This is a genomic window from Rhodococcus sp. 06-1474-1B, assembly GCF_002258885.1.
GTDB classification, from domain to species: domain Bacteria; phylum Actinomycetota; class Actinomycetes; order Mycobacteriales; family Mycobacteriaceae; genus Rhodococcoides; species Rhodococcoides fascians.
The window spans coordinates 275,859-294,104 of the sequence record NZ_NOYR01000032.1; the positions used below are offsets into that span (position 1 = coordinate 275,859).

Below are 18,246 nucleotides of genomic sequence, written 5' to 3' on the forward strand. Positions count from 1 at the left end.
CGACGCTGTACCCGCCCCTGTGTTGGCACCGCCCGCAATGACGGATTCCTTCTTGTCGGACACTCGCGCTAGCCTCCACGAAAGTGAACTCGGCCCCGGGGGAGTAATAGAATGATGAACGTCGAATCCGCGCAAACCAGTCTCAAAGGGTTGGTCCAGGACTTCTTCGAAACTACATGGGCACGCCTCATCGATATGTCGTTCTTGCTTCTCGTTTCCACGTGGGTGTGGTGTGCTGGTGTGTCAGCGATCCTCAACGAGTCGGGGTTCCCAAGGCCCATCGATTGGTATCGAGGACCTGTAGAATCGATGGGTTGGCAAATGCCGACCTGGATCGTATCCTTCTCGGACTGGCGGAGCCCCGAGGGAATGTGGTGGCCACAAGCTGCGGTCTTGGGAGTCGCTATCGCGTGTTCTCTTCGGGCCCGTACTTCAGTCGCACCAGGATATCGGTTGTCAGCACTGGTTCTGCTCGTGGCATCTTGTCAATGGTTTGGGGTGAAAAGCACGTTTGCGGGCTTTGTCTTAACTTCTGCATTTTTAACGCTTATGGCTTTGATCAGAAGCGGAATCGACCAGCGCTTCGGTGAACGGGACAACGCGACATATTCGTACTTGCCGAATATCGTTCTCCGAGTCTTCGTATACGGGCCACTTTTGGTCCTGGTATTGCCATTCTTCGCGCCGGTACTGGCGCTGGTCGCTGCTCTACGGTCGTTTGCTTTCGATAACCGCGACTTCATAGAGCCGAGTGAGCTTGCAACCGTGACAGCAGTTGTCGACGGATGTCCCTCGGGTGAGGGGACAGCAGCCCAAATGTCAACACGGCGTTTAGCGCTGCTCCTGACCGCCGCGCAGTTGGCAGCGGCTGCCGAGAGCGGCACTAGATCTAAGATTGCGCAAGCGGTGGAAAGAAGTTTGCAGAGTCGGTGATCGGCTGAGTAAACCCGGCTTCGCCCTGGCGACGGCCGCTAGTTGAGCTCCAGGGGCCGTCTGACGACCCGGCATCTAGACAATGTCAGAAGTCTTGGTGGGGCGGGCGGGGCTCGAACCCGCGACCAATGGATTATGAGTCCACGGCTCTAACCGACTGAGCTACCGCCCCAATCCCGTACCAGGTACGAGCCAGCAGAATCGTACAGAATCACGCCGTCTCGTGGTTCCATCGGGGGCGCTACTTGGCCCTCACCTGCACCGGAACGCCGTTGAGAATCGCGTTCGCCGATACCGCGTCGACTCGGGCGGGGTCGGTGATGTCGTTGACGCTCGGTCCGGTGACAGTGGTGGCGACCGAGAGCTGCACGCCGGGGCGCTGATGACCGAATCCGTGCGGCATGCTCACCACCCCGGGCATCATCTTTTCGGACGCCGCAACCTCGATGTCGACGGTACCGGCCGCGGAGGTGACCGACACCATCGAACCGTCCTCGATCCCGCGCTGGAGGAGATCGTTCGGGTGGGCCAGAAGCTGATGTCGCGCTTTGCCTTTGGTGAGCCGAGCGGTGTTGTGCATCCACGAGTTGTTGCTGCGCAGATGTCGTCGACCGATCAGCAGGAGCTCGTCGTTTTTGGGAACCGCGCTCGAGTGCATCAGGTCCACCAGGGCAGGCAGTTCACCGACCACGACGTCCTGGATCAATTGAATGCGCTTGTCCTTGGTCTTCAGCTTCTGGGGAAAGCCCGGACGCAGCGGTCCCAGATCGATGCCGTGCGGGTTGGCTCGAAGCTTCCTCAGCGACAACCCTTTTCGTCGGCTACGGAGCAGGATGTCGAGAGTGCGAGCAGGGGACAGGCGCAGACGGGCCTCGCCGATGACGCTCTTCGGCGTCAATCGTGCCTTCAGTCGATCGACGGTGGAGCCTGCCATGCGGTTCTTGTAGCGCAGTGACAAGTCGCGGAAGATCTCCCAATCATGCTTGGCGTCAGCCTGCTTGGGTAGGACTGCTGGCATGTACTTGGCAGTGTTGTGTACCGCGAAAGAATTGAAGATCAGATCGTAGTGATCGCGTTCGAGGGACATCGTCGGCGGCAGAATTACGTGTGCGTGCCGCGAGGTCTCGTTGATGTAGAAGTCGAACGACACCATGAAATCGAGACCGGCGAAGGCCTCGTCGAGGCGACTACCGCCGGGCATCGACAGCACCGGATTGCCGGACAGGACGGCCATGGCACGAATCTGGTCCTTGCCCTCGGTGGTGATCTCGTCGACAAGCGTCGAACAGGGATACTCGCCGGCGAACTCGGGGAGATCGCGAACGCGGCTGCGCCATTTGTCGAAATGGCCACGACCGACGATGCCCTGCGAGATCAGATCGATCGCCGGATCGGTCACCATCGCACCGCCCGGTCGGTCGAGATTGCCCGTGATGATGTTGAGTACCTGGATCGCCCACTGGCACACCGTGCCGAACTGCTGCGTCGACACCCCCATCCTGCCGTACGCCACTGCAGACTTCGCCGCAGCGAATTCCGTTGCGAGAGAGGAGATGTCGTCTGCCGACATGCCGACGATCGGCGCCACCGCCGTCGGCGTGAATTCGGCGACGAGATCGGCAAGTCGATCGGCACCGTCGACGTAGTCGGCGACTCGGACGGAGCCGTCGGCGACGATCGTGTGAATCATCGCCAGCAACAGCAGCGCGTCGCTGCCGGGACGAACGAAGAAGTGGGTGTCGGCAATATCCGCCGTTTCGGTCTTACGTGGATCGACCACTACCAGTCGGCCACCTCGCTTACGGAGTGCGCGTGCTCTTTTGGCGAAGTCGGGCACCGTCATCATGCTGCCGTTGGAGGCCATCGGATTGCCGCCGAGGACGAGGAAGAAATCGGTTCGATCCATATCCGGGATGGGCAGCAGGAGCTGGTGGCCGTAGAGCAGATGGTCGACGAGCTGGTGCGGCAACTGATCCAAGGACGTCGCCGAGTACCGATTGCGGGTGCGCAGCAGCGACGTGAACGGAATGCCGTGGGTCATCGCACCCATCGAGTGCACGTTGGGATTGCCCTGATAGAGCCCGACAGCGTTGGAGCCGTACTTCTTCCGCGTCGAGACGAGGCCATCGACGACGAGGTCGTACGCCTCATCCCAGCCGATCTTCTCCCACTTCTCACCCACCCGCTTGACCGGTGTGGTGAGCCGATCGGTGTCGGCATGAAGGTCGATCAACGACAGAGCCTTCGGGCAGATGTGGCCCCGGGAGAGTGGGTCCTTCTCGTCGCCGCGGATCGAGACCACCGCGTTGTTCTCCACCGTGAATTCGAGACCACAGATCGCCTCGCACAGATTGCACGATCCATACACAACCGACATCGCATTTCTCCCATTCCTGTCGTCCGAGACTAGCCCGGCGGGGGACCGATCCACCGGCATCGACGGACAATTAGGCTTTGGGGTCGTGACTACCCTCGATCTCACTGCCTCGTGGCCCGTCGACCATGTCAGTGCTGCCGTCGTCACCGACGCCGGAGTGCGGGAGGAGGTGGGGGACACCGCGCGCGTCTTCGAGCTGGCGTCGGTCACCAAATTGCTCGCCGCCTACGCGGTGCTCGTTGCGGTCGAGGAAGGTGCCGTCGAGCTCGATCAGCCCGCAGGGCCGGAGGGGTCGACTGTGCGGCATCTGCTGGCGCATGCCTCGGGACTGGCGTTCGGCGAGCGGAAGGTGCAGGCTCCTGCCGGCACAAAGAGGATCTACTCGAGCGCGGGATTCGAGGTCTTGGCCGAGCTCATCGAAGCAGAGTCGGGAATTACCTTTCCCGACTACCTGGATGAGGCCGTCTGCGGTCCGCTCGGGATGGTCGACACGTCGCTGCCCGGGTCGGCCGGTCACGGTGCCCGTTCGTCCGTTGCAGACCTGACCAAGTTCGCCGCGGAGCTGTTGGAACCGACTCTCCTCGCGTCGCAGACACTGTCTTCGGCCGTCGACGTGCAGTTTCCCGGCCTGAACGGAATCGTGCCCGGGTACGGATCGCACAAGCCTTGCGATTGGGGTCTGGGGTTCGAGCTGCGCGATGACAAGACCCCGCACTGGACTGGGAGTAACAACTCGAGGGCTACGTTCGGCCACTTCGGACAGGCCGGGACGTTCCTGTGGGTGGACCCGTCGGTGAGGATCGCGTGTGTGGTGCTGACCGATCGGAACTTCGGAGATTGGGCCAAACCGCTCTGGCCCGAGCTCTCCGACGCCGTCCTGGCCGGGTGAAACACCACCGTTCACAGATTGCACTGGCGCAACAGGGGCAACTCGGGGCACACTAGTACACACACGCGTTGAATCGCTGCAACCAGTTCGAGCATGTCGAGGTCGTTGGGGAAGACGTCCCTCGTCGAAGCTGGAGGTAGTGCAATGCGTGGATCGAACCAATTCGCAGATGCGACGTCGGGTGTTGTGTACATCCACTCGTCGCCCGCTGCGCTGTGCCCGCATGTCGAATGGGCGTTGTCCGACGCCCTCGATTGCCGTGCCAATTTGAAGTGGTCCGCGCAGCCGGCATCCGACGGTCAGCTGCGCGCCACCACGGACTGGATCGGGCCCGTAGGCACCGGAGCGAAGCTCGCCGGCATCCTGCGCTCCTGGCAGATGCTGCGCTACGAGGTGACCGAAGACGCCAGCGAAGGCGTCGACGGCGAACGGTTCTCGCACGTACCCGGATTGGGTCTCTGGCGCGGATCGACGAGTGCCAACGGGGACGTGGTGCTCGGCGAGATGCGACTGCGCGCCCTGATGGAGAACAACCAAGGCAACCTCGCCGCCGCAGTGGAGCACGCGCTCGGCTCGGATTGGGATGCCGCACTCGAGCCGTTCCGCACCGGAGGCGCAGGAGCAGAAGTGACCTGGCTCAGCCGCAACGTCGGCTAGCAGCGGTTGCCGGGGATTCGTCGCGGCGGTAGTTTCGCGTTCGTGCCTGGGGTAGGCATGTGGGAACGACCGTGGAGTGGTGAGTTCGATGTTGTCGACCGGAAAAGTGATTCGATTCGACGAGTTCAAGGGGTACGGATTCGTAGCGCCGGACGAGGGCGGCGAGGACGTGTTCATCCACGTCAACGATCTGGACTTCGACAAACGACTGTTGGCACCGGGAGTACGCGTCGAATACGTTGCCATCGACGGTGACCGGGGTCTCAAGGCCACCGAGGTTCAGATCATCGACGGGCCGACGTCGACCGCTCTGGTTACCCGTCACAAACCCGACGTCCCATTTCACAACACCGCACCCGTCAGTGGTCACCAGCGCCACGACGACGCAGGCGCGGACGTCCTGTCCGAGGCGGACTTCACCACAGAGCTGACCGAACAACTACTGACGTCGAACGGCACGCTCACGGCTGCGCAGATACTCGACGTGCGATCGGCCGTAGTTCGACTGGCCCACGATCACCGATGGATCCAGGGCTGACCGACCTCGATCGACCTCGTTCGCCCGTCCCCGGTGTGAATCAATGTGGCTTTCTTGCACATGGAGTGCCTGAAAGGCGCATTGATCCCAACCGGGGTGGGTTTCCCAACCGGGGTGGGGTCTCGGGGCAGGGCTGACGGACCGCAGTAGGTAGTGGTCGGGTCGATCAGAGCGGGATGTTCTTGTGACTTCCGCGAGCCGCAGGTGCTGCGGCGAGAGCCTTGGCAACCGTGCTTCGGGTCTTGCTGGGCTCGATGACCTCGTCGACCACGCCGATGGCCACTGCGCGATCGACACCGCCTGCGATGCTTTCGTGCTCGACGGTGAGGCGGTCGTGCAGTGCCTCTCGCTCTTCCTCCGGTGCGGCGGCGAGCGCCTTCTTGTGCAGGATGCCGACGGCCGCCTTCGCGCCCATTACGGCGACCTCGGAGCCGGGCCAGGCGTAGACCGCGGTGGCACCGAGTGCGCGGGCATTCATCGCGATGTAGGCACCGCCGTAGATTTTGCGAGTGACCAGCGTGACGCGGGGGACGGTGGCCTCGGCGAACGCGTGCAGCAACTTCGCTCCGCGGCGAACGACGCCTTCCCATTCCATGCTGACGCCCGGCAGGTAGCCCGGCACATCGACGACCACAATGAGCGGTATACCGAAGGCGTCGCACAGGCGAACGAAACGCGCTGCCTTCTCGGCACTTTCGGAGTTCAGGCAACCTCCGAGTCGGATGGGGTTGTTGGCGATCACGCCGACGGTGCGGCCACTGATGCGGCCGAGACCGATGACGATGCTGCGAGCCCAGCCTCCCTGGAACTCCTCGAACGTCGATTCGCCTTCGACGTTGTCGAGCAGTTCGTGAATGATCGGGTGCACGTCGTAGGCACGACGGTTGGATTCGGGCATCAGTGCGCGTAGATCGGTGTCGCCGTGTTCTGCGGCGGCGATGTCGAACACGCCCTGCTCGCAGAACATCGACACCAGACGGCGGGCGCGGGTGAACGCGTCCATCTCGCTGTCGGCGACGATGTGGCAGACCCCGGACTTCTTGTGGTGCGTGTCGGGGCCCCCGAGCGACTCCATATCGACCTGTTCGCCGGTGACGCTGCGAACGACGTCGGGTCCGGTGACGAATACGCGTCCCTCGGGAGCCATGATGACGACGTCGGTCAAGGCGGGACCGTACGCTGCACCACCGGCTGCGAAACCGAGGACGACGGAAATCTGTGGGACGAGGCCGGACGCTCGCACCATGGCCTCGAAGACGAGTCCGACGGCATGGAGAGCCTCGACGCCCTCGGCGAGGCGAGCACCACCCGAGTGCCAGACGCCGACGATCGGGGCGCGCTGTTCGATGGCGGTGTCGATCGCGGCAACGATGTGCTTGCAGCCGTCCACCCCCATGGCACCGCCCATGACGGTGGCGTCGGAGCAGTAGGCGATGGTGTGGACGCCGTCGATTTCGCCCGATGCGGCCAGAATTCCCGACTTGTCCCGATCATGCAGGGGGACAGTGGTTCCGGCGTCGAAGAGCTTTTCGAGGCGGGTGAGGGGGTCGCGCGGATCGGTGGAGGTGCCGGATCGTGTGACAGGGGCCAGAATGGTCATCGCGTTGTCCTTCTTCAGGGCCCCTGGCGGGGGCGAGGCCCGAGCCGGGGCCGTCCGTCGAAAGAACGGCCCCAGCTCGGATCATGCACTGCGAGAGCGGGATTCGCTGAGTCGAGAAGTCGACTCAGCGGATCACGCCTTACCGAAGGCGAGCGCTACGTTGTGCCCACCGAATCCGAACGAGTTGTTGATCGCGTAGTCGATCTGTCCGACGCGGGGCTCGCCCTTGACGACATCGAGATCGATTTCGGGATCTTGGTTCTCCAAATTCAGTGTGGGAGGGATGATTCCCTCTCGCACTGCCAGCACCGTCAGTACCGACTCGAGGGCGCCGACAGCGCCGATCGAGTGGCCAAGAGCGGATTTCGGTGCGTACACCGCTGCGTGATTTCCGACTGCCTTGTTGATCGCCAGCGCTTCGGCAGTGTCTCCGATGGGAGTTGCCGTTGCGTGGGCGTTCACGTGGGTGATGTCGGACTTCTGCAGGCCTGCGGTCTCGATGGCGCGCTGCATCGCACGCGCGGCACCCTTGCCCTCGGGGTCGGGGGCCACGAGGTGGAACCCGTCCGAGGTGATTCCGGCACCGAGCAGGCGGGCGTGGATCGTTGCGCCGCGTGCCTTGGCGTGCTCCTCGGTCTCGATGACCATGAGCGCACCCGCTTCACCGAAGACGAAGCCGTCACGATCCTTGTCGAACGGACGTGACGCACCCTTCGGGTTGTCGTTGTTGGTGCTCATCGCCCGCATCATGGAGAAGCTGGCGATCGGAACCGCGTCGATGTATCCCTCGACGCCGCCGGTGACGACCATGTCCGCGTCGCCCATCACGATCATCCGCCATGCATGCGCAATGGCTTCCGATCCCGAGGAGCAGGCGGAGACGGGCGTGATGACGCCGGCTTGTGCTTTGAGCTCGAGCCCGACGACCGCTGCTGGGCCGTTCGGCATGACCATCTGAACGGCGAGCGGGGACACCTTGCGGTAGCCGCCGGCCTTCATCTTGTCGTTGGCGTCGATGAGAGAATCGCCGCCACCGAGTCCGGTACCGATCGACACGCCGAGGCGGAGGGGATCGACGTCGGGCGAGCCGGCGTTCTTCCAAACCTCACGACCGAGCACCGTGGACAACTGCTCCACGTAGCTCAGGCGACGGATCTCGACCCGCGAGAGCAGACTCTGCGGGTTCACCGCGAGGTGTCCGCCGATCCGCACGGGCAGGTCGTACTCGGTGACGAAATCGTCTTCCAGAGTGCCGATTCCGCTTTCGCCGTTCAGCAGACCCTTCCACGTGGCATCGACGTCACCCGCGAGTGACGTGGTCGCAGCAAGGCTGGTGACGACGACACTGGGGAAGCGTCCGTTGGCGGTGGATGGGTTGGTCATGGGTCGTGTCACTCGCTCGCGGAGTCGTCGAGCTTGGCCTTGATAGCTTCTGCGGCTTCGGGGTTCTCCGCTTCGAGCTTCTGGATGTAGTTGACGGCGTCGCCGACGGTGCGCAGACCTGCGAGGTCTTCGTCGGGGATCTTCACGCCGTACTTGTCCTCGGTCTGCACTGCGATCTCGACCATGGAGAGCGAGTCGATATCGAGGTCGTCCACGAAGGACTTCTCGATGGTCACCTCGGACGGTTCGATGCCCGTGACCTCCTCGATGATCTCTGCAAGTCCGGCGATGAGGTCTTCCTGGCTGGCCACTGTTGTGGCTCCCTTCTCTTCTGTGTCGAACGCCGAAGTCATGTGCTTCGAGACGCGGTTGTGCATTTCTGCCACTCGGGGAGTGGAAGTCGATCCGCAGTACCGAGACTGCGGTGTGATGGTGACCGAGCTATTCGAGCTCGGCCAATGCGGCGATGTCCGCCGGTGTCTTCAGGCCGAGGTTGGGCACGCCGCGCAGTTCACGCTTGGCGATACCGACCAGTGCGCCTGCCGGGGGCAGCTCCGCAAGTCCGGTGACCTGCGCGGTACGCAGGTACGCGCTGCACAGGTCCCACCGCACGGGGCGTGTGACCTGGGCGGCAAGTTTGGTGAGCGCATCGGCACCCGATGCGACGGGCTGACCGTCCGAGTTGGACAGCAAGGTGTGCGTCGGCTCGGACGGAGTGATGGCGGCTGCGGCCGCGGCGACGGTGTCGCCTGCCGATGCCATGTACTTGGTATGGAAGGCACCTGCGACCGGAAGTGCCCGGACCCGCGCCTTCTCGGGTGCGCTCTCGGCCAGTTCCGCCAACTTGGTCAGCAGACCTGCAGCAACGATCTGACCGGCTGCGTTGACGTTGGCCGGGGCGAGATCGAGTTCTTCCAGCCGGGCCAGAACTGCAGCTTCGTCGCCGCCGAGCACGGCGGACATACCGGTGGGTTCGAGGGCGCAGGCCTTGGCCATCGCGGCCCCGCGCACCGCCGCCAGGGATACCGCGTCGTCGGAGGAGATCACGCCGGCAATGGCCGCAGCCGCCAGCTCGCCGACCGAGTGGCCGGCCACGATGGCGTCGTCGGGGAACAGCCCACGCGAGGCGATTTCCTCGAAGGCCAGTAGGGCCGACGCCACGACCAGTGGCTGAGTCACCGCAGTGTCGGTGATTTCCTCGGCGGTGGCGGTGGTACCGAGTCGCACGAGATCCAGGCCGGAGGCCTTGGACCACAGCGCCAACCGATCGGCCGCGCCCGGGATTTCGAGCCAAGGCAGCAGCATGCCGGGAGTCTGGGAGCCCTGACCGGGCGCAAGCAACGCAATCACAGGGTTAAGAGAACACTGTCGGGCCCCTCATCAGTGATGTCGCGCTCGATGAACTCTCGACAAGCAATTTGTGGGAACCCTACAAATTGCCTCGTGGAGACGCGCTATCGCCGGAAGGCGGTTCGGCGTTACGTGACCACCTCACCAAATGTGACCTGTGTGACATATGGGGCTGGATATGTCGGTTCGTGATGCGTTCGAGCCAACCTACCTACCGTTGCCGCGACCCGAAGAACGTACGCATCGCGCGGGTGAGTGGGATCACGACCGGTCACCTCGGCAATGCGCTTGAGCCGATACCGGACGGTATTTGGATGAACAAACAGCTGCCGAGCGCAGGTTTCCACGGCACCGCCGCAGTCGAGATACGCATCGAGCGTGTCGGCCAAACCCGAACCTGCCGCGGCCAACGGCACGACGACATGATCGTTGAGAGCCGAGATAGCTGCCCCGTCGTTCAGCAACGCTCGTTCGGGCAGCAACTCGCCCGCGTGAACCGGCCGCGGTGCGCCCCGCCAGCCCGCCACGGCCTGCATGCCGGCAAAGGCCTCCACCGCGCTCGAGTGCGCTGCGCCCAAGGTGCGGGTGGTGGGACCGATGACGACAGGGCCGTCGGAGAAGTTCTGCAACATGTCGTCGATGAACGCGTGATGCGCCGCGGTGTCGTCGAGCTGGCCACTGACCACCATCACCAATCGGGTCCCCTGAACCACCGCCAACGCAGCTCGACCGTGCTTCTGAGCGACGGAGTGCACGGTGCCCACCACGGACACGCCGCGGTCTTCCGGGGGAGTGCCCACCAATACCGTCGCGGGCGCAGTGGCGTCCCAGTTCAACGTGGCAGCACGGGAGAGCATGTCCGATCCGGTATCGCCACGGACGACGGCGTCGACGACGAGGGCTTCGAGGCGGGTGTCCCACGCCCCTCGTGACTCGGCTGCACTGGCGTACACGGATGCCGCTGCGAACCCCAGCTCGCGGCCGTACCGCAGTACGGCCTCGGTCAGCGCGACCAACTGCTGGTCGTTGCGCGCGAGCGCGGGGAGCCACTGCTCGAAGAACTCCATCGCCACCCGGACCATGTCGACGGTCTGACGCAGCGTGAGGCGTCGGGCAAGGTCTTGCGGGATCACCTGGAAGGCGTCGAGGCTGAATCGAATGTCGCTGTTCGGGTTCTTGAGCCATTCGAGAAAGTTATCGACGGCCGTCTGGATCAGCAGCTGGACGCTGGCCCGCTGGGCGGCGTCGAGATCGCCGAAGAACGGCAACTGGCCCTGCATCGTGGTCACTGCCTCGGTCGAGAGGCGGCCGGAGAACTGTTTGACGCGTCGTAACAGGGCGTCGGGCAGAGGGTCGCGCTTCTGGCGCGAAGGGGCCAACGAGTTGACCGGAAGGTGGACCTCGTTGTCGGTCGTGAGCGAATCACGGGTGGGGGAGTCACGGGCCGGGGAGTCACGAGACAACGACTCACGCAACGCTTCACGGTAAGCGTCGCGCCGGGAGACATCACGCGCGGACGAACTGTCCGGTGAATCGGGTTTCGCATCGGACATAAGGAGAACCTACGCCCGACCCCCGCCCACCTCGCGTTGGACTCTCGTCGCGAGGTGGAACGGGGGTCGGCCGATCACGGCGAAGACCTACGCCGAGCCGGTATCGGCGTACGACGTCGGAGCTGCGGTGACGTCGTCGATCTTGTACTTCTCGGCAGCCTCGACGGCCTTGGACTTGTCGATCTCGCCCGATGCCGCGAGAGCGGACAGTGTGGCGACGACGATGGACTCGGCGTCGACGTTGAACACCCGTCGTGCAGCCGGGCGGGTGTCGGAGAAGCCGAAGCCGTCGGTTCCGAGGGTGACGTAATCGCCCGGAACCCACTGGCGGATTTGATCCGGCACGGCGCGCATCCAGTCGGAGGACGCGATGACCGGGCCGTTGGCATCGGCCAGGGCCGAGGTGACGAACGGAACGCGCTTGTCGGCACCCGGGTTACGCAGCGACTCCTTCTCGGCTTCGACGCCGTCGCGGCGCAGTTCGCCCCACGAGGTGACGGACCACACGGCTGAACGAACGCCCCACTCCTCGAACAGCAACTCACGTGCCTTGCGGGCCGAGACGATGCCGACGCCGGACGCGAGCAGCTGTGCCTCGGGTCCGTCGCCCTCCTGTGGTTCTGCGAACCGGTAGATGCCCTTGAGCAGCCCCTCGACGTCGAGGTTCTCGGGCTCGGCCGGCTGTACGTACGGCTCGTTGTACAGGGTGATGTAGTAGAAGATGTTCTCGCCGCCGAAACCAGGCAGCAACTCTCCGTCTGGGCCCTTGGTGCCGCCGTACATGCGACGCAGACCGTCCTTGACGATGTGCGCGATCTCGTAGGAGAACGCCGGGTCGTAGGCCACGGCCGCGGGGTTGGTCGACGCCAGCAGCAGCGAGTGACCGTCGGCGTGCTGGAGACCCTCACCGGTCAGCGTGGTGCGACCTGCCGTGGCACCGAGCACGAACCCGCGGGCCATCTGATCCGCGGCAGCCCAGAGACCGTCGCCGGTGCGCTGGAAACCGAACATCGAGTAGAAGATGTACAGCGGGATCATGACCTCGCCGTGCGTGGCGTACGAGGTACCCACCGCGGTGAACGACGACGTGGAGCCTGCCTCGTTGATGCCCTCGTGCAGGATCTGACCGACCGAGCTCTCCTTGTAGGCGAGCATCAGTTCCGAGTCGACCGAGGTGTACAGCTGGCCGTTGCGGTTGTAGATCTTCAGCGACGGGAACCACGAGTCCATACCGAACGTGCGGGCCTCGTCAGGAATGATCGGCACGATTCGGTGGCCGATCTCCTTGTCTCGCAACAGCTCCTTCATGACGCGCACGAGCGCCATGGTGGTAGCGACTTCCTGCTTGCCCGAGCCCTTGCGGAGCGTCTTGTAGGTGTCGTCGCCGGGCTGCGGCAGTGGCTTGACGTCGACGCGGCGCTCGGGGACGAATCCGCCGAGCTTGCTGCGACGATCGAGCATGTACTGGATCTCGGGAGCGTCCGCACCGGGGTGGTAGTACGGCGGCATGTACGGATCCTTCTCGAGCTCCTCGTCCGAGATCGGGATGTGCTGGAGATCGCGGAACGTCTTGAGATCGTCGAGCGTCAGCTTCTTCATCTGGTGCGTGGCATTACGGCCCTCGAAGTGCTTGCCCAGGGTGTAGCCCTTGATGGTGTGCGCCAGGATGACCGTCGGCTGGCCCTTGTGCGACATCGCAGCCGCGTAGGCAGCGTGCACCTTGCGGTAGTCGTGGCCGCCGCGCTTGAGGTTCCAGATCTCGTCGTCCGAGAGATCCTTGACGAGCTCCTTCGTTCGCGGGTCGCGGCCGAAGAAGTGATCGCGGACGTAGCTGCCGTCGTTGGCCTTGTAGGTCTGAAAGTCGCCGTCGGGCGTGGTGTTCATGAGGTTCACCAGCGCGCCGTCGCGGTCCTTGTGCAGCAGCGAGTCCCACTCGCGGCCCCAGACGACCTTGATGACGTTCCAGCCGGCACCGCGGAAGAACGACTCCAGTTCCTGGATGATCTTGCCGTTACCGCGCACCGGGCCGTCGAGACGCTGCAGGTTGCAGTTGACGACGAACGTGAGGTTGTCGAGGCCTTCGGTCGCAGCCACATGTGCGAGTCCACGCGATTCCGGCTCGTCCATCTCGCCGTCGCCGAGGTACGCCCATACGTGCTGATCGGAGGTGTCCTTGATGCCGCGGTCGTTCAAGTAGTGGTTGAAGCGCGCCTGGTAGATGGCGTTCATCGGGCCGAGGCCCATCGACACCGTCGGGAACTCCCAGAAGTCCTGCATCAAACGCGGGTGCGGGTAGGACGGCAGTCCGCCGCCCTCGTTCACATGGCTCGCTTCCTGACGGAAGCCGTCCATGCGCTCGGCCGGAATGCGGCCTTCGAGGAAGGCGCGGGCGTAGATGCCGGGGGAGGCGTGGCCCTGAATGAAGATGTGGTCGCCGCCGCCCGGGTGATCCTTGCCGCGGAAGAAGTGGTTGAAGCCGACCTCGTACAGCGCAGCCGACGACGCGTAGGTCGAGATGTGGCCACCGACGCCGACGCCCGGACGCTGTGCGCGGTGCACCATGATCGCGGCATTCCAGCGGATCCAGGCGCGGTAGCGGCGTTCCATCGACTCGTCGCCGGGGAACCACGGCTCGTTCTCGGTGGGAATCGTGTTGACGTAATCCGTCGATGTCAGCGACGGGAGCGCGACGCGGCGCTCGCCGGCGCGCTCGAGCAACCTGAGCATCAGGTAGCGAGCGCGGTTGGGGCCGGACCTCTCCAACAAGCCGTCGAACGATTCGATCCATTCGTTGGTCTCGTCGTTGTCGATATCGGGCAGGTACGACGCGACACCCTCACGGATGACGCGGACCCGGCCGTCCGAGCCCTTCTTGCCTGCAGACGATGTGTTCTGCCGTTCGCCGCTGTTCACTTCGGACAACGTGTGCACTCCTCAATGTGGCGGACGCTCGGTGTGGCGCCCGGTCCGGTAGCTCGCCCCTGTGACGGCGATCTACATTCCTCGTTCTCGTGATTCCTCCCCAATCCTGCCGCATCTCGTCCGTTCTGGTAGTACAGAGGTCCGATACCCACCAGTAGAAATTTATGTACGCAATTTCGGCGCGGTCAGCTTGCGCGAACGGCTTCGACCCTGTTCGCTTTGTCTACTGCACCCACAATTCAAGGAGGTCACCACCGTGGTCGCCGCGGCGGACGCTCAGAACTACGCTCAGAAACTTGGCATCACTCGCGACATGGTCGTTCAAGAGCTGGGCTGGGACGAGGACACCGACGATGATCTGCGCGCCGACGTAGAAGATGCGATCGGTGGCGAGACCCTCGACGAGGATTCCGACGAGGTGATCGATGTCGTACTGCTGTGGTGGCGCGACGGAGACGGTGACCTGGTCGATGCACTCATGGATGCCATCGGTCCGCTCTCGGACGATGGAATCGTGTGGGTCCTCAGCCCCAAGACCGGCATGTCCGGTCATGTGGAGCCCAGCGAGATTGCCGAGTCCGCTCCGACAGCCGGATTGACGCAGACCTCTGCGGCCAATCTCGGTGACTGGATCGGAAGTCGATTGGTTCAGCCCAAGACCCCTACCAGCAAGCGGTAGGCCCATGCTCGACACAGGAAGACGGTTCTAGATGCCGATCGAGGTTGGCGCTGTTGCGCCCGACTTCACCCTCAAAGACCAGAACAACCAATTGGTCACGTTGTCGTCGTACCGGGACGTGAAGAACGTACTGCTCGTGTTCTATCCACTGGCCTTCACCGGAACGTGCCAGGGCGAGCTGTGCCGAGTGCGCGACGAGCTACCGACATTCGAGAACGACGACACCGCGATCCTGGCGATCTCGGTAGGTCCGCCTCCGACCCACAAGATCTGGGCAGCAGAGCAGGGTTACACCTTTCCGCTGCTGTCCGACTTCTGGCCACACGGTGAAGTGGCTCAGGCGTACGGCGTATTCAACGACAGCGCAGGATTCGCCAATCGTGGAACCTTCGTGGTCGACAAGTCCGGAATCATCAGATTCGCCGAAATGAACGGTCCCGGTGAAGCTCGCGACAGTTCATCGTGGGCAGAGGCTCTCGCACAGGTGAGCTGACCTGCGGAATTGTAGTTAGAGATCAGACACGATAAATTTCTCCAAGCGTTCCGGTGGCCCGGGGTAGTCCCCAGGCCACCGGCACACGGGCGTATAGCTCAGCGGTAGAGCTCTGGTTTTACACACCAGCGGTCGGGGGTTCGAACCCCTCTGCGCCCACCAGAGAAGCGACGATCGAACCCTTGACCACCGACGTCATTTTGAATTCGAGGTCATCCTCGCCCCGTTCGGCCGTGCGGTTCGTATCCGTCGGTGCGGTTCTGAGCCCTTCGATGAAATCCCTTGGCCTCTGTCTCCCTCCGGACAACCTCGAACTCGTCGACACTCGAGGGTAATCCGCTCGAACCATGGCCGGTTTTAGTCACGCCGGGCTTGGCCGGACGCGGCCTGTACGCGGCACCGAATAAAAAAGCGTGCAGCTACGATCTCAGCAATTTATGTCGACGGCTGATTGATCGAAGACCGCGCGGTGGCCTTTGTTCTGGTCGAATTGCTTCGAGCGAATCGCCTGCTAATCCTTAACGATATCTCGCGGCACCAAGCCGTCCATGGCCATCGCTGCCCATTTCAGGCGCTCATCTTCACCGTCACGTAGTCATGCCGGGTGGGTGCGCTCGACCGGGCGAACAGGCACTTATTCATCGTCGAGCCCTGGTCCGCTAAGCCCTGCCCGCTTAGGCGGATCCGGTGTCGCCGCGCGCCGCGCGTTGCGCGAGTCCGAACGGCTGTTGTCACGAGCGAGCTGTGGGAAAGTGGGCAGCGGGTCGTGTTCGCGCCCAAGTCGTGCGGACGTCTGAATTCGGCTGCAATAGGGCTGGCTGATCCGGGCTGAGCTGTGACTATCCCTTAGGTAACCGTAAGATCGGTTTCCTAGAGGGGGAGGCACCGGGTGGATTTAAGAGGATTAGAAGCATTCGTCGCAGTGGCTGAGTTGTCTTCTGTGACGGAGGCGGCACGAAAGCTGGGCTACGCGCAATCCACGGTGACGACGCAGATCAAGAACCTCGAGAAAGACCTGCGGGTGACTTTGCTCAACCGTGGGTCGACGGGAATGAAGCTCTCATCTGAAGGCTTACTCTTCCTGCCGCATGCAAGGGCGGTCCTCGCGGCCATCTCCGAAGCGCGTCAATCGGTACGAGGCGACGAACTACGTGGGCCGATGGTGTTGGGTGCGATGGAGTCGATTACGTCATCGAGAATCCTTCCCATGTTCGAGTATCTGTCGAACATGCATCCGGGCCTGACTGTTCAGCTGCGGCCCAGCCTCTGCGCGGAGGCAATAGAGGCCGTCGGACGGGGCGACCTTGATGCTGCGTTTGTAGTCGACGACAGAACCACTCTGCCTGGCGTCAGAACCGAGGTTCTGTGCGAAGAACCGCTGGCTTTGGTGTGTGGCCCGCGCCACGAATATGCGCATCAGGCGGCCGTCACTCTGGATGAGATCCGCGCGACCCGCGTGGTCGGTACCGAACCAGGATGTGCGTACCGGGATAGGTTTGAGGCGCTGCTCAGTCGCCCGGATGGTGAGCCATTCCCGATCGTCGAGCTCGGTGGGGTGGAGGCGATCAGACGAGCGCTGCTAACGATCGACGCGGTAGCCCTGCTGCCCCGCGTGACCGTGAAGGATGCGCTGGATGCAGAAGAACTCATTGAGGTGGCATGGGAGGTGCCATTTACGGTGCGGACGCTGTTGCTTCATCCAGAAAGTCGGCGGGTCACTCGTAAGGTTGCTGAACTTCTGGTGGCTGCACGCAAGGTGGCCGGAGAGCAGACTACGTCCGCACCGTAAATCGAAACGCGCAGGAGACCCGACGGGCTAGCGCTGAGTCCGCGCTGGACCGATCACAGGAGTCGACGATCCTGTTCAGCACGGTAGCGAGAATTCCAAAAAGACCGGCGCACATAGGTTCTCTGCAACCACCGATCCGAGCCGTCGTGCCGAGCAACGAAGCTGCTCCGGGCATGCAGGCCCTTGCGGTTGTTGATGATCAGTGCCTGGCCGGGACGCAAGGCGACCTCATGGGCGACCTCCTGACATGCGACCTGAAAGGCGTCGAGCGCCAGCTCGCCGGCGCGGGTCAGGGCGACGATTCCGTTTGCCGACGTCGCCACTTCCGGGAATTCATCGGGGCCGGTGATGATTGGGGTCACATCTGACAAGACCTGATCCTGCCCGACCGCGCGGCAATAACTGCCAGGCGCGTTCAACTGAAACTGCGCCTGTCGGAGTTGCTCGGTGTGGCTGGGGCTAAGTCGGGAAACCACATCGCGCGCATCCGCATAGTAAGTCAGGGCTTTCCCTTCAGGGTCCGATCTGACGCACAGGAGAATCAAAAAGTCGGGGTTTGCGAGCGTGTAATGGCCGATCGGGTCGTGAATGATGTCGTTGTGGAAGTTCAAGAACACGGTCGAACCCATATTGGTCTGTGTGTTGGCTCCACTTTGCACAGGGATGACGTCGTGGACGAGCTGCCCGTCCTTCTCCGAATGCACGCCGTATGGCTCACCCACCAACGCTGAAAGGCCGAGAACAGTCCCCTCGGAAACGTACGTGGCTTTGTTGTTTGCCGGGCCACCGTCAGGCGGTGTATCCGGCAAAACCGGATCGGTAGGGAGTCCAGTGAGGAGAGTAACGCCGGGCGTATCAGGGTGTCTGCCCGCGTCGAGGATCTGTTGGAGATCTTCTGTGTCGAGAATGGACGCGAAAGCTTGCAGTAGTTGAGTTGTCGACAGATCGGGATTGTCGGAGGGATTCTCCATCTCGATCAACTTGTCTCGGAGCCCTGATGTTACCGATGCAGGTAAGTCGATCCGGCCGAGTGTCTTGCGTGCCGCAATCACGGTGGTCATTTGCGATCTCTTTCAGTCCAGG

The 18,246-nt window shown here is 63.1% G+C and carries 14 protein-coding genes and 2 tRNA genes; 7 read left to right on the forward strand and 9 right to left on the reverse strand.

All coding sequences use genetic code 11. The annotated features are described in order from the left end of the window. Positions 1-1,028: 1,028 nt before the first annotated feature. Together CH266_RS19190 and CH266_RS19195 are read right to left on the reverse strand one after the other, a co-directional pair. Positions 1,029-1,105 (reverse strand) — tRNA-Ile (locus CH266_RS19190). Positions 1,106-1,174: 69 nt separating this feature from the next. Further along, complete coding sequence (locus CH266_RS19195; protein ID WP_094715946.1) at positions 1,175-3,310, reverse strand: molybdopterin-dependent oxidoreductase; 2,136 nt, start codon at positions 3,308-3,310, stop codon at positions 1,175-1,177. A gap of 85 nt (positions 3,311-3,395) precedes the next feature. Here CH266_RS19195 and CH266_RS19200 point away from each other — a divergent pair, with 85 nt between their 5' ends. The 3 genes from CH266_RS19200 (at position 3,396) to CH266_RS19210 (ending at position 5,394) form a co-directional block, all read left to right on the forward strand. Continuing rightward, positions 3,396-4,199 (forward strand): serine hydrolase domain-containing protein, encoded by an 804-nt coding sequence (locus CH266_RS19200; RefSeq protein WP_027497453.1) that lies wholly within the window; start codon positions 3,396-3,398, stop codon positions 4,197-4,199. A 144-nt stretch (positions 4,200-4,343) separates the two neighbouring features. Then, positions 4,344-4,856 carry a DUF3145 domain-containing protein gene (locus CH266_RS19205; protein ID WP_032368158.1) on the forward strand — a complete coding sequence of 171 codons (513 nt, stop codon included), beginning with the start codon at positions 4,344-4,346 and terminating at the stop codon, positions 4,854-4,856. 88 nt (positions 4,857-4,944) lie between these two features. After that, complete coding sequence (locus CH266_RS19210; RefSeq protein ID WP_094716046.1) at positions 4,945-5,394, forward strand: cold-shock protein; 450 nt, start codon at positions 4,945-4,947, stop codon at positions 5,392-5,394. Between the two features lie 166 nt (positions 5,395-5,560). Here the strand turns inward: CH266_RS19210 and CH266_RS19215 are convergent, their stop codons facing one another. From CH266_RS19215 to aceE, 6 genes are all read right to left on the reverse strand, one after another. Next, positions 5,561-6,994, reverse strand: a complete 1,434-nt coding sequence (locus CH266_RS19215; protein WP_094715947.1) for an acyl-CoA carboxylase subunit beta — start codon at positions 6,992-6,994, stop codon at positions 5,561-5,563. 132 nt (positions 6,995-7,126) lie between these two features. Continuing rightward, complete coding sequence (locus tag CH266_RS19220) at positions 7,127-8,377, reverse strand: KasA/KasB family beta-ketoacyl-ACP synthase (RefSeq protein ID WP_027497449.1); 1,251 nt, start codon at positions 8,375-8,377, stop codon at positions 7,127-7,129. Positions 8,378-8,385: 8 nt separating this feature from the next. Next, complete coding sequence (gene acpM / locus CH266_RS19225) at positions 8,386-8,730, reverse strand: meromycolate extension acyl carrier protein AcpM (protein ID WP_045841363.1); 345 nt, start codon at positions 8,728-8,730, stop codon at positions 8,386-8,388. Between the two features lie 88 nt (positions 8,731-8,818). Beyond that, positions 8,819-9,727, reverse strand: coding sequence for an ACP S-malonyltransferase (locus tag CH266_RS19230; protein ID WP_094715948.1), 909 nt, complete (start codon positions 9,725-9,727; stop codon positions 8,819-8,821). A gap of 128 nt (positions 9,728-9,855) precedes the next feature. Beyond that, positions 9,856-11,280 carry a PucR family transcriptional regulator gene (locus CH266_RS19235; RefSeq protein ID WP_255175966.1) on the reverse strand — a complete coding sequence of 475 codons (1,425 nt, stop codon included), beginning with the start codon at positions 11,278-11,280 and terminating at the stop codon, positions 9,856-9,858. Positions 11,281-11,367: 87 nt separating this feature from the next. Next, positions 11,368-14,202, reverse strand: a complete 2,835-nt coding sequence (gene aceE, locus CH266_RS19240; RefSeq protein ID WP_032374556.1) for a pyruvate dehydrogenase (acetyl-transferring), homodimeric type — start codon at positions 14,200-14,202, stop codon at positions 11,368-11,370. 256 nt (positions 14,203-14,458) lie between these two features. Between aceE and CH266_RS19245 the strand changes: the two genes are divergently transcribed. From CH266_RS19245 to CH266_RS19260, 4 genes are all read left to right on the forward strand, one after another. After that, a complete protein-coding gene (locus CH266_RS19245; protein ID WP_094715949.1) occupies positions 14,459-14,881 on the forward strand; it encodes a DUF3052 domain-containing protein in 423 nt (140 codons plus the stop codon). Between the two features lie 31 nt (positions 14,882-14,912). Next, a complete protein-coding gene (locus tag CH266_RS19250; protein ID WP_027497443.1) occupies positions 14,913-15,374 on the forward strand; it encodes a peroxiredoxin in 462 nt (153 codons plus the stop codon). A gap of 87 nt (positions 15,375-15,461) precedes the next feature. Then, positions 15,462-15,536, forward strand: a tRNA-Val gene (locus CH266_RS19255). A 727-nt stretch (positions 15,537-16,263) separates the two neighbouring features. Further along, on the forward strand, positions 16,264-17,163 hold the full coding sequence (locus CH266_RS19260) for a LysR family transcriptional regulator (protein ID WP_094715950.1): 900 nt from the start codon (positions 16,264-16,266) through the stop codon (positions 17,161-17,163). 53 nt (positions 17,164-17,216) lie between these two features. Here the strand turns inward: CH266_RS19260 and CH266_RS19265 are convergent, their stop codons facing one another. Beyond that, the gene (locus CH266_RS19265; protein ID WP_094664569.1) at positions 17,217-18,224 is read right to left on the reverse strand and encodes a TauD/TfdA family dioxygenase; all 1,008 of its coding nucleotides are present in this window, start codon (positions 18,222-18,224) and stop codon (positions 17,217-17,219) included. Positions 18,225-18,246: the final 22 nt, after the last annotated feature.